Genomic DNA, 20,620 nt, shown 5'->3' on the forward strand with positions numbered 1-20,620 from the left:
CGTATGTGTGCAGTAGACACCAAGGGGCGGCAGGAGACTGCCGCCCCGACCTCTTCCGCCCCGCTCGCAATCGAGCTGCGTGGAATCTCAAAGGCGTTCGGCCCTGTTCAGGCCAATAAGGACATCTCCATTTCCGTTACCAAAGGGACCATTCACGGGATCATTGGCGAAAACGGAGCGGGGAAATCCACGCTCATGTCGATCCTCTACGGATTTTACAAAGCCGACGCAGGCACGGTGTTGATCGACGGCAAAGAGGTCTCGATCACCGACAGCCAGGAGGCGATTTCCGCCGGCATCGGCATGGTGTTCCAACACTTTAAACTGGTTGAAAATTTCACAGTTCTTGAAAACGTGATTTTGGGTGCCGAAGAGGGCGGATTGCTCCGCCCGTCTCTCGCCAAAGCGCGCAAACTGCTCAAGCAACTGTCGGACGAGTATGAACTTTCCGTCGATCCCGATGCCTTGGTCGAAGATCTCTCCGTGGGTCACCAACAACGGGTCGAGATCCTCAAGGCGCTGTACCGCCAGGCCGACATTCTGATTCTCGACGAGCCAACGGGGGTATTGACCCCTGCCGAGGCCGGTCACCTGTTTCGCATTCTTGACGGGCTCAAACAACAGGGCAAGACCATCATCCTGATCACGCACAAACTGCGTGAAATCATGGAAGTAACCGACACGGTCTCCGTGATGCGCCGTGGCGAAATGACCACCACCGTGAAAACCGCCGAGACCTCGCCCGAGCAACTGGCCGAGCTGATGGTCGGACGCAAGGTGTTGCTACAGGTTGACAAAAAACCCGCCACGCCGACGCATCCCGTGTTGGAAATCGAAAACCTGCGCGTGATCGACGAACAGGGTGTCGAGCGCGTCAAAGGCATCAACCTCACCGTGCGGGCGGGCGAAATCGTCGGGATCGCGGGCGTTGCGGGCAACGGCCAGACCGAGTTGCTCGAAGTATTGGGCGGCTATCAGGACGGCACCGGCATCGTGCGCGTGAACGGTCAGGAACTGGACCTCACCGGCAAACATTCCGACGGGCAATCACGTCGCAAACGCTCCATCGCGCATGTCCCGGAGGACCGTCACGATGAGGGTCTGATCCTTGAGTTCCAAGCGTGGGAAAACATGGTGTTCGGCTACCACCACGCACCCGAATACCAAAAAAACCGCTTTTTGATGGATAACGCCAAAATCCGCGAAAAGACCGCCGAAGAAATGGCAAAGTTCGACGTGCGCCCGCCCAATCCGCGCCTTGAGGCAAAGAGTTTTTCGGGCGGCAACCAACAAAAAATCGTGCTCGCACGCGAGATCGACCGCAGTCCCGACCTGTTGCTGGTGGGACAACCCACGCGCGGCGTCGACATCGGCGCGATCGAGTTTATCCACCAACAGATTGTGGCCCTGCGCGACGAAGGCAAAGCCATTTTGCTCGTCTCGGTCGAGTTGGAGGAAATCCTGTCGCTCTCGGACCGCATCGCGGTGATGTTCGACGGGCATATCATGGGCGAAAAACTCCCCTCGGAAACGAACGAAGGTGAATTGGGCCTGATGATGGCGGGTATGACGGGAGAGGATACATAATGCAGAAAATGCCAAAATGGGCCGATGCGGTCCTCATTCCCATCTTCTCTATTCTTATCGCGTTTTTCTTTTCGGGAATCGTGATTTGGGCCATCGGCAAAGATCCGGTTGTGGCCATCAAAACAATGGTCAACGGCGCGTTCGGCAGCACAAACGGCTTGGGCTACACGCTGTATTACACCACCAACTTTATCTTCACCGGCCTGTCGTTCGCGGTCGCCTCACACACCAAAATCTTCAATATCGGCGGCGAAGGCCAGGCGATGCTCGGCGGCTTGGGTGTGGCTCTTGTCTGTCTCGCGGTGCCGTGGCCCCATTGGACACTCGCCCTTCCGGCGGCGATGATCGGCGGCGCGGCCTTTGGCGCGGCATGGGCGTTTATCCCGGCCTACCTTCAGGCCAAGCGCGGCTCGCACATCGTGATCACCACGATCATGTTCAACTTTATCGCCGCCGCATTGCTCGGGTATCTGCTCACGAAAGTGCTCAAGAAGCCCGGCGGCATGGCATCCGAGACGGCGAGCTTTCCGGCGGGGGCGCATCTGCCGACCTTCCACGAAATGCTTGCACCGCTCGGGATCAATTTCAACCAACACGCCCCTGCGAACATCTCGTTTCTCGTCGCCCTGCTGTGTGCCTTCCTGTTCTGGATTTTGATATGGCGGTCACGCCTGGGCTATGAGATTCGCGCCTACGGCAACTCGGAATCGGCGGCGAAATATGCGGGGATCAACCCGACCAAAATCACCGTTGTGGCCATGTTGATCTCCGGCGGGCTTGCCGGTCTGATGTCCATCAACAACGTGATGGGCGAGGCCGAGCGCCTGATCGACAATGCCGTTGAGGGCGCGGGCTTTATCGGCATTGCCGTGGCCCTCATGGGGCGCAACCACCCCGTCGGCATCGTGCTCTCCGCCCTGTTGTTCGGCTTTTTGTACCAAGGTGGTGCAGAACTTTCGATGTGGGAGGCCATTCCGCGCGAATTGGTCATCGTGATTCAGGCTCTCGTGATCATGTTCACAGGTGCGCTTGATAATATGGTGCGCCGTCCGCTCGAAAAGCTCTTCCTCACCTTTGGACGCAAGAGAGAGGAGGCGTAATATGGATTATCTGACGCTCATCCAAATTCTCGACAGTACCGTGCGCCTTGCCACGCCACTTTTGCTCACCTGTCTTGCGGGTCTGTTTTCCGAACGCGCCGGCGTTGTGGACATCGGCCTTGAGGGTAAGTTGCTTGCCGCAGCATTTCTCGCGGGGGCGGCATCCTATGCCACGGGGTCAATCTGGATCGGCCTTTTGGCGGGAATCGCCGGATCGCTCGCATTTTCCATGCTGCACGGCCTGGCCTCTATCACCTTCAAGGGCGACCAACTTATCTCCGGTGTCGCGCTGAACTTCCTCGCGGCGGGCCTGACGGTTGTCATCGGTCAATCGTGGTTCCAACTGGGGGGGCGCACACCGCCACTGACGGGCAACGGGCGGTTTCAGGAATGGAACCTGCCGTTCTCCGACCAACTGGCCGGCATCCCCTATTTCGGCCCGTTCTATGACGACCTGATTTCCGGCCACACCGCACTGACCTATCTGGCACTTTTGGCGGTGCCGCTGTCGTGGTGGGTGCTTTACCGCACACGCTTTGGCTTGCGCCTGCGCGCCGTGGGCGAAAACCCCTCTGCCGTCGACACGGCGGGCGTTTCGGTCGTCAGGCTGCGCTTTGCCGCTTTGGTCATCGCGGGCATCCTGTGCGGCATGGCCGGCACCTATCTGGCCTCCCTCGCCGCGGGGTTTGTCAAAGACATGTCGGCGGGACGCGGGTATATCGCTCTTGCCGCCCTGATCTTTGCCAAATGGCGTCCGTGGTATGCGCTTTCCGCCACGCTGTTGTTCGGCCTGTTGGAAGCTCTGGGCAACCGTTACCAGTCGATCTCACTGGGCGAGTTCACAATCCCCGTGCAGTTCATGCAGGCGCTGCCCTATATCCTCACCGTGATTATCCTCGCGGGATTTGTCGGCAAAGCGATCCCGCCACGCGCAGGAGGACAGCCCTACGTCAAGGAACGCTGACCCCACGGTCACACAGGGCGCACAAAAGCGGGGCTTCGGCTCCGCTTTTCGCGTTTAATGGCGGGCTTGGGTTTGACGCGGAGCGCAATTCATTGCATTCCTGAATAAACGCACGCCGAAAGTACCCATATGCAGATTTTCCTGCCCATCGCCGAGGTCTCCGTAAACGCCTTCGTCCTCTTGGGGCTTGGTGGTCTCGTCGGCATCCTGTCGGGCATGTTCGGGGTCGGTGGCGGGTTTCTGATCACGCCCCTACTGTTTTTTGTCGGCATCCCCCCTGCGGTTGCCGTGGCCACCTCCGCCAATCAAATCGTCGCCTCCTCGGTCTCCGCCGTTCTCGCACACCTCAAACGCAAAACCGTCGATCTGCGCATGGGGATGGTGTTGTTGGCCGGAGGGCTCGTCGGATCGGCCATCGGCATGCAAATCTTCAACATGCTCAAGGCCATGGGACAAGTCGATCTGCTCGTCACCCTGTGCTACGTTGTCTTTCTCGGCATCATCGGCGCATTGATGTTGGTGGAATCCCTGCGGGCGCTCAAACGTGCCAAAGGGCGCCCCGGCGCCCGTAAGGAACGCACCAAACACACATGGGTCCACAACCTCCCGCTCAAGATGAAATTTCGCACCTCGGGCCTGTATATCTCCGTCATTCCACCGCTCGGCGTCGGCGTGTTGGTCGGGATGCTCGCTGCCATCATGGGTGTGGGCGGCGGTTTTATCATGGTGCCTGCGATGATCTATCTCATCGGGATGCCCACAAAGGTCGTGATTGGAACATCGCTGTTCCAGATCATTTTTGTGACCGCCTTTACCACCATGCTGCACGCCGTCACCAACCAGACGGTAGATGTCATGCTCGCCATGCTGCTGCTTGTCGGTGGCGTTATCGGCGCGCAGTTCGGCACACAAATCGGATTGCGGCTCAAGGCCGAGCAATTGCGCATCCTTCTGGCGCTTCTGGTGCTCTCCGTCTGTCTCAAACTCGGGATCGATTTGCTACTGACCCCGTCCGAACTTTTCTCGTTGGGGCAATGATATGATGCGCCTTGCCCCCCTCGTTGTTCTGGCTGTTCTTTTGGCCCCGTTCGCCGCACAGGCCGAACAGGTCGTCGCCGCACTGAGCCAGAACCGCATCTCGATCACCGCAAATTTCGACGGGTCGGAGATTTTGATTTACGGCGCCGTCAAACGGGACGCACCGGCCCCCGACGAGAGCCCGCTTGACGTGATCATCACCGTCGCGGGACCGCAACAGGTCGAAACCATCCGCCGCAAGGATCGTCGCCTTGGCATCTGGATCAATGTCGAAAATACCATCATCGGCCACACGCCTACGTTTTACGAAGTGGCCTCAAGCCGCGCCCTTGACCAGACCATCACATCGCTGACCGACAGTCTGTGGAGCATCACACCGAATGCGCAAATCCTGCCCGGAATGCGCGGGGCGCCATCACGTGAGGCCTTGTTGCGCCTGCGCATGGCCGACGATCTGTACCGTGTGCGCGAAGGCGCGGTGCAGATGACACAGGACACCCTGTTTTCCACGTCTGTGACACTGCCGTCCAACCTCGTCGAAGGGGAATACACCACACGGATATTCCTGTTGCGCGAGGGCAAAGTGATCGACAGTTACGCCACCTCGATCAATGTGCAAAAGGTCGGCATTGAGCGTTGGCTTTACCGCCTCGCCCAAGATCACGCCTATGTGTACGGAATTTTGGCGCTGTTCATCGCGGCGTTGTCGGGGTGGATCGCATCCGAAGGGTTCCGTTTGCTGCGGCGCTGACGCCGACCTCACAGCCCGCGCCTCACAGCCCGTTATCGTCTTGCATTTCCAAGCTGAAGCCAGCCGCCTGTTGCTGTGTCAGGTCAGCGACGTCCAACGGATCGGAGGGCTTGGCCAACCGCGCCCGCGTCACCCAGAACAGCCGCTTTTCCGCCCGCGTGATCGCCACATAGGCCAGACGTTTCCACAAGGGAATGCCCGCCTCCATCCGCCCCGCGCGTGCCGCGGCATAGAGATCGGGGGCGAACACCTGAACATTCTCCCACTGCGACCCTTGCGCCTTATGGATTGTGACCGCCGCACCATGCAGGAACGTGGCCCCCATGCGGGCCGCAAAGGGAATAAACGGCTCTTCCTCATCCGGAAACTCGATTTTCACAATTGAGGCCGCCGAGATATTAGGATCCTCCGCGCCCATCACATGCAATTTCGAAAATCCGGGTTTTCGCCCGGGGCCCAGATAGACCACCTGCGCCCCTTTGATCAGGCCCCGCGCCTCAAGGTCGAGACGCTTCTTGCGGTGCTTGGCGGGCAATTCAATGCCGTCACAAATCAATGGCTCACCGGGCAAGAGCGCATCAGCGGGCGCATCGAACGCCCCGCGAAAGGCCTGGATCAACCGGATGCGGGTGGCATTGCGCCACACCAACGTGGGCGAGCGCGCCATCAGATCACTTTCGACCCGCTGCGCATAGACCACACGGTCGTCGCGTTTGGCGGCCTCCTCGATCATCCGGTCAAACCGATCATAGCTCAGACCCGGGTCGGCCAACGCATGGGCGAGGTCAAGAATGGGACTGTCGCTTTCCTGACGGTGGATGCGCGACAAGGTATTGATTTTGCCCTCTGGCAACCGCTCGAACACCATCTCGCCCGCTTGGTTGACGGGGGCAAGCTGTGCGGGGTCGCCAAACAACACGAGGGTGGGGAAAATCTCCTGAAGATCCTCGAACTGCTTTTTGTCCAACATCGAGGATTCATCAACAAACCCGATATCAAGCGGATCTTCGCGCCGCTTCCATCCCGTGATGAAATCGGATCCGCGCAAACCTGCCGCGGCCAAGGCCCCCGGAATGGACTTGTTGTTCTGGTAAAACGCATAGGCACGATCAAGCGCCTCTTCGCTTAATCCCTCGACATCCACAGGGCGATCCCCCTGCCCCGCGAGCCATTCCGCGAGCTTTTCGTATTCGGGATCATAGACCGGCGTGTACAAAATACGGTGGATCGTCGTTGCGGGGACACCACGATTGCGCAACACCGATGCCGCTTTGTTCGTGGGCGCAAGAATGGCCAAGGTGCGCCGGTCCTTGCGTTTGCGCCCTTCCCAATCGCCGGACACCACATCAACACCCGCATCCTCAACAGCCTTGTAAAGTTGCGCGAGCAATAGCGTTTTTCCCGAACCCGCCTTACCGATAACCGCCCGCACGGAGCTACGTTCATCGACACGCGGCGTGGTCAGACCATCATCCAAATCAACGCCCGCCGCTTTTAGCAACGCGCTGACCGCATCAAATGCTTCGGCTTGATCGTCGGAATATATGACAGGGCTTTGAGACATGCGACGACCCTACAGGGCCGCCGCATCAGGTGCCAGTCAGATAGATAGATCTTAGGCAATGGCCCGCAATTTCTCATCCGAGAGTCGGCCAAAGGATTGATTGAACCAGAACTCGGACAGATCAGGAGAAATCTTGGCGCGTGCACCAATTTTTGCCCGCGCTTCCTCTGTGAACTCCCAAAGTCCGACGCTAATCATGTCGCGACCTTCACCTTGGGATCCAAGGACTTCTGGCGAAGAGCCAATTGCACGATAGATGCGAACCATTCTCGCATCGAACACGCCAACATAATGTTTAACATTAAACTGACGCATCACCTCTCCCCCTGCAAGCATCAACGCGGCTGCAACACGGCTATCTGCATTCGCCCCAAGGCAAAACCGCGTGCACTCCCAAATGAAAGGACTTTCAATGCGTACACCGTCGATTAAATCAAGGAAGTGATCATTCACCATTGTGTTCCCAGTGGTCGGTAACAACCGCATAGAACCACCGTGCGTGCCATTGGCATTTTTCCAAATCACGTAGAGAGGGTTAAGTTTGTCGTACTCATCCCGCTCTTCACCATTCTCATTCACGCTTACATCCCACTCAAGACGACGCTTGAATTGGTCCGCACGGTCGCAAAACATTGTGTCGCGCAGCGTTGGGTACATATGAAGCTCGTCGGCATAAATATAGTGTAGCATAATTAGGACTCCTGTCTGGAAGAATTAGGAATCACAGACACCCATGAACGGGAGGCCCGCAACTCGTGGAGTCGCAGAGTTCTCTTTTAGGTTGAGTCGCGCAAGTGTTGCACGCTCAGACACAGCTCTTTGTTACGTCAAATCACAATAGCGCCCGATGAAAGCGCGCGTGCAACAGCATGCGTTGTATTAAGCGCTCCTAATTTATGTCGAGCAGCCTCGATATAAACACGAAGAGTATGTTCAGAGATTTCCATTTTCTGTGCGGCTTGTGCACGACTCAACCCATTAGCCAAGTAGGTCATTGCAGTAACCTCCCTTGGCGATAAAGGCTGTGCAAAAACTCCAATAGCGTCCTTTTCGAATGCCAGTGCCTTTTTATTAAACTCATGGGCAAGGATCACCAAGTTCCGCTCTTTGTGTGCGACAAAGCTCTCCCACTTAGCGTCGCTAGTGTCGTCATTCAAAGTAAACAATGCAAATTGCCCATTAGGACCACGAACGGGAACCGTGAACCCTTGAGTTCCTACACCATATGCCAATGCATCGATGAAAAAGGCCCGCGCGGCGCGGGACGACCAATCCAACTGCTTCCAGTTTACTGGGGTAAACCTTTGAAAGCACCCAAATATAACGGGGTCTATTCTCAAATACTGGCGCTCAAGATAGCGGTCTACCCAATCAGACGAATAGGTCCCCACGCCAAATTGTTCGCCCGTACTGCTCACCCAGTGATAGACAACGTGCTTAACCGCCAAAATGTCGCGTAACTGTTCGGACGCACTCTGGAACTCTTCAAACGAGACAACGTCCTGGATAGATTCCAGAAATGTTTCCAACTCCGTGGTCATGTAGATCCATCAGTTCCTGCTGCCGGCGCGCATGATCCCGTTTCAGGTCCGCTGCGGCCAAAAGGCATGCGTCTGTGAGAATGTCCGCGGTTGCGTCCATACCCTTTTGCTCCGCGAAAGATCGCAGATCTGCTAGAACATCAAGTATCCATTCATCTTGCATGTAAAGTCTCTCGCCTCGACAAAGTGGCAGGATCTTAAGTGTACAACACGAAGGCAACTTGACGGTATTCACAAGTTCACACTCCCCAGAAATAGCGAGGAGATATTTTTCAAGTCCCTGTTAATACTAATTGGCAGCGTTTTAACATACTTATTCGTAATTTTTAATAAAATTTTATTCAACCTTAGCGTGTACCTATTTATGTCGAAAGCGAATCAAAAATACCGCCCCCGAACAACGGGAGCGGCACATAAGTTTTAAATTCCGGTCGCGTGGCGCCTTAGGCGCCGAGAACATCCGAGAGCGTTCTCAGACCCGGTTTTGGGGACTGAACCAACACAGCCATATTGCCGGGCTTGTGCGCGTTGCGCAGCATCTTGATGTGCGCCGCGGGGATCTCCGCCCATGGGAAGACCTCGGACATGCACGGATCAATCCGCTTTTCAATCATCAAACGGTTGGCAGAGGCCGCCTGTTTGAGATGCGCAAAGTGCGACCCCTGAAGGCGCTTTTGGTGCATCCACATATATCGCACGTCAAAGGTACAGTTAAATCCGGACGTTCCCGCACAGATCACGACCATGCCCCCCTTTTTACACACGAGCGTCGACACAGGGAACGTGGCCTCACCCGGATGTTCAAATACGATGTCGACATTGTTGCCTTTGCCCGTGATCTCCCAAATGGCTGCGCCAAATTTGCGCGCCTCTTTGAACCATGCAGCGTATTCAGGCGTGTTGACCGTCGGCAATTGCCCCCAACAGTCGAACTCTTTGCGGTTGATAACGCCCTTTGCCCCGAGGCCCATCACGAAATCACGCTTGTCCTCACCGGAAATCACGCCAATCGCATTGGCCCCTGCGGCGACGGCCAGTTGGATCGCAAACGAGCCAAGCCCCCCCGACGCCCCCCAAACCAGAACGTTTTGGCCGGGCTTCAACTCATGCGGATGGTGACCGAACAGCATACGGTAGGCCGTGGCGAGGGTGAGCGTGTAACACGCACTCTCCTCCCATGTCAGGTGCTGCGGGCGCGGCAAAAGTTGCTGCGCTTGCACGCGGGTGAATTGCGCAAATGATCCGTCAGGCGTCTCGTAGCCCCAAATACGTTGTGAGGGGGAATACATCGGATCGCCGCCGTTGCACTCCTCGTCATCACCGTCATCCTGATTACAGTGGATGACAACCTCGTCGCCCACTTTCCAGTTTTTGACCCTGTCGCCCACGGCCCACACGATGCCCGAGGCATCAGACCCCGCGATGTGGTAATCGGCACCGTGACCATCGAACGGCGAAATCGGAACGCCAAGGCCCGCCCAGACGCCATTATAGTTAACACCCGCAGCCATCACGAGAACGAGCACTTCGTGGCTGTCAAGTTTGGGGGTGCCTACGACTTCCTGAACAAACGACTTGTCAGGCTCGCCATGACGTTCGCGGCGGATCGCCCACGCATACATTTTATCCGGCACATGGCCCATCGGCGGGATTTCACCGATTTCGTAGAGATCTTTTTGTTCTGCGTCATAAGCTGGCTGATTGGTATCGAGCGCCATGGGATGCCCTCCTTGCTGAATGTCGGGGGGCGCCCCGTGCGGTGGGGCGCCCCGTCCTGCGCCGCAATGCAGAATCGCGGGCTCTCTAAAGATAGAAGTACGGACGACAAGGTAACTTTGCAACTCTAGTTTGCTATATTTTGTAATTTTATAACCGAGCAAATGCAGAAAAGCACGACCAAAGCCAATTATTATTGGCGATTCAGGCCGCCTAGGTGACGTAATTACCCTACGTGCCTTGAGAAAACTGGCCCTGCCGCGCTGCGGCGAATTGACAACAGTACAATATTCCACCCATAATTGTTTTTGAGAAACATTATTGCCCGACAGTAAGCCGAGGACTGCCATGACAGATGCTAAAAACGCCCCCGAACGCGACAGCACTCCGAACGCAACACAGCCTCAGCCCCCGCAGTCCGATCGCCAAGTCGATCGTCAGGCATCTTTGTCCGATCGCCAAGTCGATCGTCCGTGGCTCTTTCGCACCTACGCAGGACATTCCACCGCCAAAGCCTCAAATGAATTGTACCGTGGCAACCTCGCCAAGGGCCAAACCGGCCTCTCGGTGGCCTTCGACCTCCCCACTCAAACCGGCTACGATAGCGACCACGAACTGGCCAAAGGCGAGGTTGGCAAGGTTGGCGTGCCTGTCTCCCATTTGGGCGACATGCGGATGCTGTTCGACAATATCCCGCTTGAGAAAATGAACACCTCGATGACGATCAACGCGACAGCACCGTGGCTGCTCGCCCTCTATATCGCCGCCGCCGAGGAACAGGGCGCGGACATCACCAAGCTACAAGGCACGGTGCAAAACGACATTATCAAGGAATACCTGTCACGCGGCACCTATGTCTGCCCGCCCAAACCGTCCCTGCGCATGATCACCGATGTCGCCGCCTACACCCGCGAACACCTGCCGAAATGGAACCCGATGAACGTGTGTTCCTACCACCTGCAAGAGGCCGGAGCGACACCCGAGCAAGAACTGGCATTCGCATTGGCCACCGCCATTGCCGTGCTTGACGATCTCAAAGAAAAAGTACCGACCGCGGCCTTTCCCGCCATGGTGGGCCGTATCTCGTTCTTTGTGAATGCGGGCATCCGGTTTGTGACCGAGATGTGCAAAATGCGCGCCTTTGTCGAGTTGTGGGATGAAATCACCCGCGCGCGCTACGGCGTCGAAGAGGCCAAATTCCGCCGCTTCCGCTACGGGGTTCAGGTCAACTCGCTTGGCCTGACCGAACAGCAGCCCGAAAACAACGTCTACCGCATCCTGATCGAAATGCTCGCGGTGACGCTCTCGAAAAACGCCCGCGCCCGTGCCGTGCAATTGCCCGCATGGAACGAGGCACTTGGCCTGCCGCGCCCGTTCGACCAACAATGGTCACTGCGGATGCAGCAAATCCTCGCCTATGAAACCGACCTGCTCGAATACGACGACCTGTTCGACCAAAACCCCGCCGTGGACCGCAAAGTGGCTGCCCTCAAAGAGGGCGCGCGCGCCGAGCTTGCCACCCTCGACGGGATGGGCGGCGCGATTGAGGCCATCGAATACATGAAATCGCGACTGGTCGAGGCCAACGCGGAACGCATTACCAAGATCGAAGGTGGCGAAACCGTTGTGGTCGGCGTCAACCGTTGGACCGTGGGCGAGCCCTCCCCCCTCACTGCGGGAGACGGCTCTATTATGAAATCCGACCCCGCCGCCGAGGCCGACCAAATCGGACGCCTTGAGGCATGGCGCGCCCAACGCGATGAGGCGGCCGTTCAAACCGCCCTCGCCAACCTGCGCGCCGCGTGCAAATCAAACACAAACGTCATGCCCGCGTCCATCGACGCCGCCAAAGCAGGGGCAACCACGGGCGAATGGGGCGATGTTGTCCGCTCGGTCTTTGGTCAGTATCGCGGTCCCACGGGCGTCTCGGCCAACCCGTCCAACCGCACCGAAGGCCTTGACGACATCCGCGCCGAAGTCGCCCGCGTTGCCGCCCTGTTGGGGCGCAAGCCAAAGTTCCTCGTCGGGAAACCCGGTCTCGACGGTCACTCCAACGGAGCGGAACAAATTGCCGCCCGCGCCCGTGATGTCGGCATGGATATCGAATACGAGGGCATTCGCCTCACCCCGACCGAAATCGTCGACGCGGCCAAACGCGACGGTGCGGATGTGGTCGGCCTGTCGATCCTGTCGGGGTCGCATTTGCCACTTATCGCGGAACTGATGGACCGGATGCGTGATGCGGGACTGGGCCAAACGCCCGTTGTCGTTGGCGGCATCATCCCCGAGGAGGACGCAAAATCGCTGCGCGATATGGGCGTCGCACGGGTCTATACGCCCAAGGATTTCGAGTTGAACCGCATCATGTTCGACATTGTGGCCCTCATCGAGCCGGCGCAAACCCCCGCCCCGTAACCCCGCAAACGCCGCTCCACCCGAACGAAGGGCGCCCACACGTGGCGCCCTTTTTCAGGTCGTTACTGTGCGTCGAGGGCATCAAGGGATCGGACCAATTCATCATAGCTATAACTGACTTCGATTGGTCCCATATCGCCGGCCACGAAATCGGGATCCGAAGCGACACAGCCAAGCCCGCAAACCTGTGCGGCCACCATGTCCTGAGTATCGATATACCAAAGCCGCCCACCGGGGGTGGCGACCCAGCCGTCGATCCCCTCGGCCTCGTCGCCCTCCATATCCTCCCCCGAAGGCACCTCGTTATAATAGTCGGGCGAATAGGCCCCGTGGGTGTGATAGGACGCAAGAACCGTGTCCAACTCGACGGGATCATTCGGCACACAACTGCCCGCGCGGCCCTTTCCGGGCTTGGAGGCGGCAAGCACGCCACCCCCGTCAAAGCCGATATAGCCACAGTATTCGCGGTTTTTGTCGATCGAGACCGGCTGTAGCTGCGCAAAGAGTGCTTTGACAAAGGCAACTTCATCCCTGTCTTGTGCCACCCCCTGTATCGGCAACATCACAAACCCCGATAACACCAACGTCAATCTATACATTTCGCGCTCCCTCTGGCTTACTCATACCTAACACGTCCAACCGCAGGAGCCACCTAAATGCCGACGCCACACATTTCCGCCGCCAAAGGCGACATTGCCGAAACCGTCCTGATGCCGGGTGATCCCTACCGCGCCAAATGGGCCGCCGAAACCTTTCTCGACAATCCGCGCCTGATCAACGAAGTGCGTGGCATGTTCGGCTTTACCGGAACCTACAAAGGCAACCCCATCACGATCCACGGCTCGGGCATGGGCATGCCCTCAATCTCCATCTACGCCAACGAGCTGATCACCGAATACGGGGCCAAGACCCTGATCCGCATTGGCTCTTGTGGCGCGATGCAGGACTATATCAAGGTGCGTGACGTCATCATCGCCATGACCGCCACAACCATGGGTTCAACCCCCTCCGTGGGCTTCCTCAAGGAAATCAACTACGCGCCCTGCGCAGACTACGGACTTTTGGAAAAGGCCGTTGCCTCCGCGCGCGGGCGTGATGTCGGCGTCCATGTTGGCAACATCTACTCGTCCGACGTGTTCTATGCCGAGCGCCCCGACCTTGACGAGGCCATGATCCGCCACGGCATTCTGGGGGTCGAGATGGAAGCCGCCGAGCTTTACACCGTCGCCGCCCGACACGGCGTGCGTGCCTTGGGTGTGATGACCGTGTCCGACCACCTGCTGACGCACGAATCCCTTCCCTCCGACCAGCGCGAAAAGAGCTTTGGCGATATGGTCGAAATCGCTCTGGAGGCCGCGTTTTAATGCGGGGAATGCCCAAACGCAAAATTGGCACACATAATGTGTCCGCCATCGGGTTTGGCGCCATGTCATTTGCGGGCTTTTTCGGCGCCGCAGATGACGCCGTATCCCTGCAAACCATGGCCGATGTGATAGAGGTCGGCATTAATTTTTGGGACACCTCCAACATCTACGGCATGGGGCGTTCCGAAAACCTGATCGGACAGTTTTTTGCCGACAATCCGCAAGCCTCCAAGGACGTATTTCTGGCCACCAAGGCGGGGATCATCCCCGGACCACCCCGCCGTTTTGACAATTCCGAAAGCTACATCCGCGGCGAACTCGACGCCTCTCTGAACCGTCTCAACCGTGACCACGTGGAGCTCTATTACATTCACCGCCGCGATCCCGACACGGAGATCGAGGTGGTGGCCGAAACCATGGGCAAACTCATCGACGAGGGCCTCATCGGCGGGTGGGGCCTGTCAGAGGTATCGCCCACCACGATTAGACGCGCCCACGCCGTGACACCCGTCATGGCGGTGCAAAACGAGTATTCGCTCTGGACCCGCCAACCCGAACTCGGGGTTCTTGGCACCTGCGCTGCACTTGGCATTGCCTTTGTGCCGTTTTCGCCGTTGGCGCGGGGCGTTTTATCCGATGTGGACCTTGATCCACCTGCCTTTGAAAACCACGACTTTCGCAAAGCCAACCCGCGTTTCAATCCGCCGAACTGGTCCGATAATATGGAGCGCGTGCGGGCGTTTCGCGCACTGGCCGCATCCAAGGGGCTGCCAACATCCGCACTCGCGCTTGCGTGGGTTCTCAACCGGGGCGACCACCTGATCCCGATCCCCGGTTCGCGGACAGGCGCACATGTGCGCGACTGGCGACATGCCGCAACCCTGTCGCTATCGCCCGCGGACATTGCCGAAATCGAGACGGTCTTACCCGCAGGGTGGGCCTATGGAGATCGCTATTCCATGGATCAACGTCAGGGCGTTGAACACTACGCCTGACACCCGCAGCAGGCCTGAAACGCACGAAGCCCCACCATCATGGCGGGGCTTTCATATCTGCGTCAGGCCGTCTTCAGGCCGCGTAGTATTCGTACATCTGAACAAGTTCTGCCGAGGCGGCGGGGGCGTCAATCACGGCCTCTTGCGGGACGGATTTGCGGTCAGGTGCATAATATTCGTGCCATGCCAGAACAGGCGTTGCAGTGGAAAAATCTTCGGTCGATTGCACAGTCATCATTTACTCCGATCATCTGCTCCCCCGTGGGGTGCAATCTACGCCGATGCTGCACCTGCACAATCCTGCCTTTGCGCATAGTCGCCATGCGCTCGCGGTATGGCACCCGGGTCTAATCGCGCTTGGCCCCACAGAACGTTGGCTCGTCTTTTACCGTCTGCGCCCGTGCGCCACACACGGCACAGCGCCACGCCACGCCCGCCTCGTCCTTGCGCTCTTGGCGCCACCGGCACTCTTTCGAGCGCTCCGTGCGGGCAAACCACATGGCGGTGTACAAAACACCAATAAAAAGAAGTGCAAGAATAACCATGACGCAGCCCTAAACGAAAAAGACCCCGCCGTCAGCGGGGTCTTTTCACATCGCACATATCGCAGCGTTTAGTGAACGCGCGTCAACATCAGTTTCTTGATCTCCGCGATGGCCTTGGCCGGGTTGAGACCCTTTGGACAGGTTTTCGCACAGTTCATAATCGTGTGACAACGATACAGCTTGAACGGATCCTCAAGCTCGTTAAGGCGCTCCCCCGTGGCCTCATCGCGGCTGTCGATGATCCAACGGTAGGCATGCAGCAACGCGGCAGGTCCGAGGTACTTATCACCATTCCACCAATAGGACGGGCATGACGTGGTACATGACGCACACATCACACACTCATAGAGACCGTCGAGTTTCTTGCGATCCTCGATCGACTGGCGCCACTCTTTCGCGGGGCGGTTGGTCTTTGTTTCAAGCCACGGCATGATCGACGCGTGCTGCGCATAGAAATGGGTGAGATCAGGGATCAAATCCTTGACCACCGACATATGCGGCAGCGGGTAGATTTTCACATCCGCTTTGATCTCGTCCAGACCGTAGATACAGGCAAGCGTGTTGATCCCGTCGATGTTCATCGCACAAGAGCCACAAATGCCCTCGCGGCACGACCGGCGAAAGGTCAGCGTCGGATCGATCTCGTTCTTGATCTTGATAAGCGCATCGAGAACCATCGGACCACATTTGTCCATGTCGAGGAAATAGGTGTCGACCGAGGGGTTCTTTTCCTCATCCGGATTGTAGCGGTAAATCTGGAACTTGCGAACGTTGGTCGCGCCCTCGGGCTTCGGCCACGTTTTACCCGTCACGATTTTCGAGTTTTTGGGAAGGGTTAATTGTACCATTGCCTTATCCCTTTTTTAGCGCCGCACTGTGCGGACGGAAGGTTTGTGTTTGGTGTTCATATTACTGTGCCGCCATCGTATCTGCGGCGAGCGTCAGCGGTGTCTCGGTGCGGTCCACACCATGCGCACGGCAGATGTGACCAATATAGCTTTTCTCGATGTGCGCCTCGTCGCGGCGGGCAAGCGCATTGTCCAACCGCCATGACCACATATGCACCCCGATCACATCGGCGGTGATCTTTTCTTTGACAACAGCGGGGCGTTTCACAAAGAGCTGCACCTTGCCGATGTCGATGGGATAAAACGTAGCCTTGGGCAGCGCATAATGGATTTCCATCGTCTCGTTGAGCGCCGCCGTCAGGGCCACCGGTCCCATCGTCGCGATAAACATTTTAAGCGCCACCGCGCCGTAGCCCGTGCCGAACGCATGAGGGACATCCGGCATCTCGATCCGTTCGACCGTGGCCATCGCCTCGTCGATCACGGTGCTCAATACATCAAGCGCCCTGGACGCTTTGGGCAGGGCCAACACCGAATTGCCGATGCTGCCGTTCTTTTCCCACGCGAAAATATAGGGCAGATGCAGCGGGATCGGCTTGACCAGATACACGTCGGTATCGACCCAAATGTGATCCGTCTTGCGCAGCATTTCCAAGCGGAAAAAATCGGCGTGAATGGCCGGCGTATTGGTGCGCTCGTGGACGTAAATGCACCCCGGATCAAAGATGTCGCGCGCGTCACATTGCTCGACGCCCTCGGGGACATTGGCCACATCCTGATACGAATACAGCACCACGCGATGCCCCTGCGCCAACATGGATTTCAGGCACACAACCTCAAGATAGCTCAGCGCAGGCCCCATCCAGAGCGAGGCCAGGGCCCGTTTCTGTTTTGCCCGCGCCATGCTCAATTCCCCTTAATGCAATAGCCCGATCCGCCAACAAAGACGGAGGAGCCACAGTCATAAGAGAAATCGCCGCTATAATCGCTCGACAATTCGGGGGCGTAATCTTCGCGGTCCTGATAAACAGCGTCGACACGTTTCACCGGAGCGCCCTTGGCGATACAGCTATTGATCGCAGCCGCTTGGCTCTGGCTCACATTTTGTCCGGCCAGAACCGAATAACCCGCCCCCGCCGCCGCAGGCGGCAGCATCTCGTAGCTGTTCACGATCCCCGCCGCCTCGACACAGGCCTGCATCGCTTTTTCACTGCCCGGTGTTTGGGACGCAACCACACGGGAGGAGCCCTGCGTGGCCGAATAGCTTTGGGACGCGATGCCACCATTGCCGACCTGTGCGAGACAGGCCTGATAGCGGCTCTCGATTATGCCCTTGCCAAGGCCCCGACCAATCGACGCGCCGATAAAGGACGCGCCACTGGGTTGGGAATAGGTTTGCGATGACCGCGCGCGGACCATTGACGCGTCGAACTCGGCCTTGCACGCCTGTGCCGTTGTCGGCAGCGGAACAAGGGAGCCAACGGTACAACCCGACAGGAAAACGCCCGTCAGTCCGACCAACGCGGCCACTCGCAGCATCAGAACGTCCTCGCTTTGGGCGCGATGGTTTTGGTGCTGATACCGCCCTCTTTCTCGGTGGTCAGGCCCTTTTTGATTACGTCACGATAGGACAGTTTGACCGTGGTCCCGTCAACGCGCGACACGGTGTGGACGCGCCACTTTTTGTCGTCGCGATCAGGGTAATCCTCATGCGCGTGCGCACCGCGGGATTCCTTGCGGGCCTCCGCACCGTGGATCGTGGCCAAGGCGTTGGGCATCAGGTTGGCAAGCTCAAGCGTCTCCATCAGGTCGGAGTTCCACACGAGCGAGCGGTCGGTGACCTTGAGGTCGCCCATCTTGGCGGCCACGGCGGTCATTTTCTCGACGCCCTCTTTGAGCGACTTATCCGTGCGGAACACGGCCGCGTCGGACTGCATGGTTTTTTGCATCTCGAGACGCAGCTCGGCCGTTGGCACCCCGCCATTGGCATGACGCAACCCGTCGAAGCGGGCGAACGCGGCATCCAGAGACGCCTGGTTCGGTTCGGCGTTCGGCGCATCGGCCTTAACGATCTGGCCCGCGCGGATCGCGGCGGCACGGCCAAAGACCACAAGGTCGATCAGCGAGTTGGACCCCAAACGGTTGGCCCCATGCACAGAGGCACAGCCCGCTTCGCCCACAGCCATCAGACCCGGCACAACGGCAAGCGGATCCTTGTCGGTCGGGTTCAGAACTTCGCCGTGATAGTTGGTTGGAATACCGCCCATGTTATAGTGCACGGTCGGCAGCACAGGGATCGGCTCTTTGGTCACGTCCACGCCGGCGAAAATCTTCGCGGACTCGGAGATGCCGGGGAGGCGCTCGGCCAGTGCTTCGGCGGGAAGGTGGCTCAGGTTGAGGTGGATGTGATCGCCCTCGGCGCCCACACCGCGGCCCTCGCGGATTTCCATCGTCATCGAGCGGGACACATAGTCACGCGGTGCGAGATCTTTGTAGGTCGGCGCATAGCGCTCCATGAACCGCTCGCCTTCGGAGTTGGTCAGATACCCCCCCTCGCCACGTGCGCCCTCGGTGATCAGACAGCCGGAGCCGTAGATTCCCGTCGGGTGGAACTGGACAAACTCCATATCCTGAAGCGCCAGACCCGCACGCGCCACCATGCCGCCGCCATCACCCGTACAGGTGTGCGCAGACGTGGCGGAGAAGAACGCACGGCCATAGCCGCCCGTGGCCAGAACGACCATCTTTGCCTTGAACACGTGCATCGTGCCGTCGTCGAGTTTCCAACACACAACGCCCTGACACACGCCGTCATCGGACATGATCAGGTCGATGGCGAAATATTCGACGTAGAACTCGGCGTTGTTTTTGAGCGACTGACCGTAAAGCGTGTGCAGGATCGCGTGACCGGTGCGGTCGGCGGCGGCACAGGTGCGCTGTACGGGGGGGCCTTCGCCGAATTCGGTGGTGTGACCGCCAAAGGGACGTTGGTAGATCTTGCCCTCTTCGGTGCGCGAAAACGGCACACCGTAATGTTCAAGCTCGTACACGGCCTTGGGCGCTTCGCGGGCGAGGTATTCCATCGCATCGGTATCCCCGAGCCAGTCGGAGCCCTTGACGGTGTCGTACATGTGCCATTGCCAACTATCCGGCCCCATGTTGCCGAGCGAGGCGGCGATACCGCCCTGTGCGGCCACGGTGTGGGAGCGGGTCGGGAACACTTTGGTCACACACGCGGTGCGCAACCCCTGTTCGGCCATGCCCAATGTGGCACGAAGGCCGGAGCCGCCCGCGCCAACCACGACGACATCATATTCATGTGTTTCGTATTCGTATGCAGCTGCCATTGATTTTATTCCTTACAGCGCGAGTTTGACGAGCGCGAACAGGCCGGTGGCCATCAGCGCATAAGAGAACATGTTCACCGCGATGATGGTGAGCTTGCGTTTCAGCCCGCCCACGTAGTCCTCGACCAACACCTGTGCGCCGCGCATGAAATGCACCAGACCCACAACAAGGGTCAGACCCGCAACGATTGAGGGGAAGGGGCGCGCATAATACGCGACCACATCGTCGTAGCTTCCACCGATGGCGGACCCGACGGTGAAGATGAACAGCGGCACAAGGATCAGCAGGCCGATGGAGGAGACGATCATGAACCAGTGGTGGTCCGCGCCATGTCCGGCGGCACCAAGGCCCTGTGCTTTTTTACGGTCGGTGAGAAACGACATTGGAGCCTCCTTAAACCACGATTGCGGTGAAGATGGTGAGGACGGTGGCGCCGATAAACATGCCATATCCCATTTTCTCGGAGATCGCGACTTCAAGGCAGTAGCCGAAGTCCCAGATCAGGTGACGCAGACCGCCAAGCAGGTGATACCAGAGCGCCCAGGCCGAGAAGAACATGATCAGATCGCCGAGCCAGCAGGTGATCAACCCGTCCACGACCTCAAAGTAGGACGAGGAGGTCGCGGCGGCCAGAAGCCACCACACGATCAACACCGTGGCAAGGATAAGGGCGTTGCCCGTAATCCTGACCATGATCGACGAGAGCGCGGTCATTTGAAGTCGATAGTACTGTCCGAACATAAAGGGCGATAGCGGGCGATTGTCGCCTTTAGCATCAGCCATGGCACTGTCCTTTCACGATTGATGCGGTCATAGGTTGCACCATCTATTGCGCGTTTTTCAG

The 20,620-nt window shown here is 58.1% G+C and carries 21 protein-coding genes; 8 read left to right on the plus strand and 13 right to left on the minus strand.

Annotation, left to right across the window (positions count from 1 at the left end; translation table 11 throughout):
* Positions 1-3: 3 nt before the first annotated feature.
* The 5 genes from ACN0Q0_RS03190 to ACN0Q0_RS03210 all read left to right on the plus strand — a co-directional run bounded on the left by ACN0Q0_RS03190 (position 4) and on the right by ACN0Q0_RS03210 (position 5,440).
* A complete protein-coding gene (locus ACN0Q0_RS03190) occupies positions 4-1,587 on the plus strand; it encodes an ABC transporter ATP-binding protein (protein WP_417241901.1) in 1,584 nt (527 codons plus the stop codon).
* Positions 1,587-2,687, plus strand: coding sequence for an ABC transporter permease (locus ACN0Q0_RS03195; protein ID WP_417241902.1), 1,101 nt, complete (start codon positions 1,587-1,589; stop codon positions 2,685-2,687). Before ACN0Q0_RS03190 ends, ACN0Q0_RS03195 begins: the two co-directional genes overlap by 1 nt.
* A 1-nt stretch (position 2,688) precedes the next feature.
* The gene (locus ACN0Q0_RS03200) at positions 2,689-3,651 is read left to right on the plus strand and encodes an ABC transporter permease (protein WP_417241903.1); all 963 of its coding nucleotides are present in this window, start codon (positions 2,689-2,691) and stop codon (positions 3,649-3,651) included.
* Between the two features lie 129 nt (positions 3,652-3,780).
* Entirely contained in the window at positions 3,781-4,689 is a 909-nt protein-coding gene (locus ACN0Q0_RS03205; protein WP_417241904.1) for a sulfite exporter TauE/SafE family protein, read from the plus strand.
* 1 nt (position 4,690) lies between these two features.
* Positions 4,691-5,440: a TIGR02186 family protein gene (locus ACN0Q0_RS03210; RefSeq protein WP_417241905.1), complete on the plus strand. Its 750-nt coding sequence runs from the start codon at positions 4,691-4,693 to the stop codon at positions 5,438-5,440.
* Between the two features lie 22 nt (positions 5,441-5,462).
* On the opposite strand, the gene ACN0Q0_RS03215 is transcribed toward ACN0Q0_RS03210, so the two are convergent.
* From ACN0Q0_RS03215 to ccrA, 4 genes are all read right to left on the minus strand, one after another.
* The gene (locus ACN0Q0_RS03215) at positions 5,463-7,004 is read right to left on the minus strand and encodes an ATP-dependent DNA helicase (RefSeq protein WP_417241906.1); all 1,542 of its coding nucleotides are present in this window, start codon (positions 7,002-7,004) and stop codon (positions 5,463-5,465) included.
* Between the two features lie 51 nt (positions 7,005-7,055).
* On the minus strand, positions 7,056-7,694 hold the full coding sequence (locus tag ACN0Q0_RS03220) for an acyl-homoserine-lactone synthase (RefSeq protein WP_417241907.1): 639 nt from the start codon (positions 7,692-7,694) through the stop codon (positions 7,056-7,058).
* A gap of 137 nt (positions 7,695-7,831) precedes the next feature.
* On the minus strand, positions 7,832-8,545 hold the full coding sequence (locus ACN0Q0_RS03225) for a helix-turn-helix transcriptional regulator (RefSeq protein WP_417241908.1): 714 nt from the start codon (positions 8,543-8,545) through the stop codon (positions 7,832-7,834).
* A gap of 443 nt (positions 8,546-8,988) precedes the next feature.
* A complete protein-coding gene (gene ccrA, locus ACN0Q0_RS03230) occupies positions 8,989-10,263 on the minus strand; it encodes a crotonyl-CoA carboxylase/reductase (RefSeq protein ID WP_417241909.1) in 1,275 nt (424 codons plus the stop codon).
* A 346-nt stretch (positions 10,264-10,609) separates the two neighbouring features.
* Between ccrA and ACN0Q0_RS03235 the strand changes: the two genes are divergently transcribed.
* Positions 10,610-12,676: a methylmalonyl-CoA mutase family protein gene (locus ACN0Q0_RS03235; RefSeq protein WP_417241910.1), complete on the plus strand. Its 2,067-nt coding sequence runs from the start codon at positions 10,610-10,612 to the stop codon at positions 12,674-12,676.
* A gap of 62 nt (positions 12,677-12,738) precedes the next feature.
* Here ACN0Q0_RS03235 and ACN0Q0_RS03240 read toward each other — a convergent pair whose 3' ends face one another.
* Entirely contained in the window at positions 12,739-13,275 is a 537-nt protein-coding gene (locus ACN0Q0_RS03240) for a DUF4329 domain-containing protein (protein ID WP_417241911.1), read from the minus strand.
* Positions 13,276-13,332: 57 nt separating this feature from the next.
* Between ACN0Q0_RS03240 and deoD the strand changes: the two genes are divergently transcribed.
* A complete protein-coding gene (gene deoD / locus ACN0Q0_RS03245; RefSeq protein ID WP_417241912.1) occupies positions 13,333-14,040 on the plus strand; it encodes a purine-nucleoside phosphorylase in 708 nt (235 codons plus the stop codon).
* 8 nt (positions 14,041-14,048) lie between these two features.
* Entirely contained in the window at positions 14,049-15,035 is a 987-nt protein-coding gene (locus ACN0Q0_RS03250) for an aldo/keto reductase (RefSeq protein ID WP_417241913.1), read from the plus strand.
* Positions 15,036-15,108: 73 nt separating this feature from the next.
* Here ACN0Q0_RS03250 and ACN0Q0_RS03255 read toward each other — a convergent pair whose 3' ends face one another.
* From ACN0Q0_RS03255 to sdhC, 8 genes are all read right to left on the minus strand, one after another.
* The gene (locus ACN0Q0_RS03255) at positions 15,109-15,273 is read right to left on the minus strand and encodes a hypothetical protein (protein WP_417241914.1); all 165 of its coding nucleotides are present in this window, start codon (positions 15,271-15,273) and stop codon (positions 15,109-15,111) included.
* Between the two features lie 109 nt (positions 15,274-15,382).
* Positions 15,383-15,580: a hypothetical protein gene (locus ACN0Q0_RS03260; protein ID WP_417241915.1), complete on the minus strand. Its 198-nt coding sequence runs from the start codon at positions 15,578-15,580 to the stop codon at positions 15,383-15,385.
* 68 nt (positions 15,581-15,648) lie between these two features.
* Positions 15,649-16,428, minus strand: a complete 780-nt coding sequence (locus ACN0Q0_RS03265) for a succinate dehydrogenase iron-sulfur subunit (protein ID WP_417241916.1) — start codon at positions 16,426-16,428, stop codon at positions 15,649-15,651.
* Between the two features lie 61 nt (positions 16,429-16,489).
* A complete protein-coding gene (locus ACN0Q0_RS03270; RefSeq protein WP_417241917.1) occupies positions 16,490-17,332 on the minus strand; it encodes a hypothetical protein in 843 nt (280 codons plus the stop codon).
* A gap of 2 nt (positions 17,333-17,334) precedes the next feature.
* The gene (locus tag ACN0Q0_RS03275; protein WP_417241918.1) at positions 17,335-17,967 is read right to left on the minus strand and encodes a hypothetical protein; all 633 of its coding nucleotides are present in this window, start codon (positions 17,965-17,967) and stop codon (positions 17,335-17,337) included.
* A complete protein-coding gene (gene sdhA / locus ACN0Q0_RS03280) occupies positions 17,967-19,775 on the minus strand; it encodes a succinate dehydrogenase flavoprotein subunit (protein ID WP_417241919.1) in 1,809 nt (602 codons plus the stop codon). Before sdhA ends, ACN0Q0_RS03275 begins: the two co-directional genes overlap by 1 nt.
* A 12-nt stretch (positions 19,776-19,787) precedes the next feature.
* Positions 19,788-20,159 (minus strand): succinate dehydrogenase, hydrophobic membrane anchor protein, encoded by a 372-nt coding sequence (locus ACN0Q0_RS03285; protein WP_417241920.1) that lies wholly within the window; start codon positions 20,157-20,159, stop codon positions 19,788-19,790.
* Positions 20,160-20,169: 10 nt separating this feature from the next.
* Complete coding sequence (gene sdhC, locus ACN0Q0_RS03290; protein WP_417241921.1) at positions 20,170-20,559, minus strand: succinate dehydrogenase, cytochrome b556 subunit; 390 nt, start codon at positions 20,557-20,559, stop codon at positions 20,170-20,172.
* Positions 20,560-20,620 lie beyond the last annotated feature (61 nt).

It is taken from the genome of Celeribacter sp., from assembly GCF_048259695.1.
GTDB lineage: Bacteria > Pseudomonadota > Alphaproteobacteria > Rhodobacterales > Rhodobacteraceae > Celeribacter.

Bases quoted from the DNA above. Each gene is read 5' to 3' on its own strand.
- ACN0Q0_RS03275 (WP_417241918.1), bottom strand. From the start codon at position 17,967: ATGCTGCGAGTGGCCGCGTTGGTCGGACTGACGGGCGTTTTCCTGTCG.
- ACN0Q0_RS03220 (WP_417241907.1), bottom strand. From the start codon at position 7,694: ATGCTACACTATATTTATGCCGACGAGCTTCATATGTACCCAACGCTG.
- ACN0Q0_RS03265 (WP_417241916.1), bottom strand. From the start codon at position 16,428: ATGGTACAATTAACCCTTCCCAAAAACTCGAAAATCGTGACGGGTAAA.
- ACN0Q0_RS03225 (WP_417241908.1), bottom strand. From the start codon at position 8,545: ATGACCACGGAGTTGGAAACATTTCTGGAATCTATCCAGGACGTTGTC.
- ACN0Q0_RS03210 (WP_417241905.1), top strand. From the start codon at position 4,691: ATGATGCGCCTTGCCCCCCTCGTTGTTCTGGCTGTTCTTTTGGCCCCG.
- ACN0Q0_RS03215 (WP_417241906.1), bottom strand. From the start codon at position 7,004: ATGTCTCAAAGCCCTGTCATATATTCCGACGATCAAGCCGAAGCATTT.
- sdhA (WP_417241919.1), bottom strand. From the start codon at position 19,775: ATGGCAGCTGCATACGAATACGAAACACATGAATATGATGTCGTCGTG.
- ACN0Q0_RS03270 (WP_417241917.1), bottom strand. From the start codon at position 17,332: ATGGCGCGGGCAAAACAGAAACGGGCCCTGGCCTCGCTCTGGATGGGG.
- deoD (WP_417241912.1), top strand. From the start codon at position 13,333: ATGCCGACGCCACACATTTCCGCCGCCAAAGGCGACATTGCCGAAACC.
- ACN0Q0_RS03200 (WP_417241903.1), top strand. From the start codon at position 2,689: ATGGATTATCTGACGCTCATCCAAATTCTCGACAGTACCGTGCGCCTT.
- ccrA (WP_417241909.1), bottom strand. From the start codon at position 10,263: ATGGCGCTCGATACCAATCAGCCAGCTTATGACGCAGAACAAAAAGAT.
- ACN0Q0_RS03205 (WP_417241904.1), top strand. From the start codon at position 3,781: ATGCAGATTTTCCTGCCCATCGCCGAGGTCTCCGTAAACGCCTTCGTC.
- sdhC (WP_417241921.1), bottom strand. From the start codon at position 20,559: ATGGCTGATGCTAAAGGCGACAATCGCCCGCTATCGCCCTTTATGTTC.
- ACN0Q0_RS03195 (WP_417241902.1), top strand. From the start codon at position 1,587: ATGCAGAAAATGCCAAAATGGGCCGATGCGGTCCTCATTCCCATCTTC.
- ACN0Q0_RS03240 (WP_417241911.1), bottom strand. From the start codon at position 13,275: ATGTATAGATTGACGTTGGTGTTATCGGGGTTTGTGATGTTGCCGATA.
- ACN0Q0_RS03190 (WP_417241901.1), top strand. From the start codon at position 4: ATGTGTGCAGTAGACACCAAGGGGCGGCAGGAGACTGCCGCCCCGACC.
- ACN0Q0_RS03255 (WP_417241914.1), bottom strand. From the start codon at position 15,273: ATGATGACTGTGCAATCGACCGAAGATTTTTCCACTGCAACGCCTGTT.
- ACN0Q0_RS03250 (WP_417241913.1), top strand. From the start codon at position 14,049: ATGCCCAAACGCAAAATTGGCACACATAATGTGTCCGCCATCGGGTTT.
- ACN0Q0_RS03285 (WP_417241920.1), bottom strand. From the start codon at position 20,159: ATGTCGTTTCTCACCGACCGTAAAAAAGCACAGGGCCTTGGTGCCGCC.
- ACN0Q0_RS03260 (WP_417241915.1), bottom strand. From the start codon at position 15,580: ATGGTTATTCTTGCACTTCTTTTTATTGGTGTTTTGTACACCGCCATG.
- ACN0Q0_RS03235 (WP_417241910.1), top strand. From the start codon at position 10,610: ATGACAGATGCTAAAAACGCCCCCGAACGCGACAGCACTCCGAACGCA.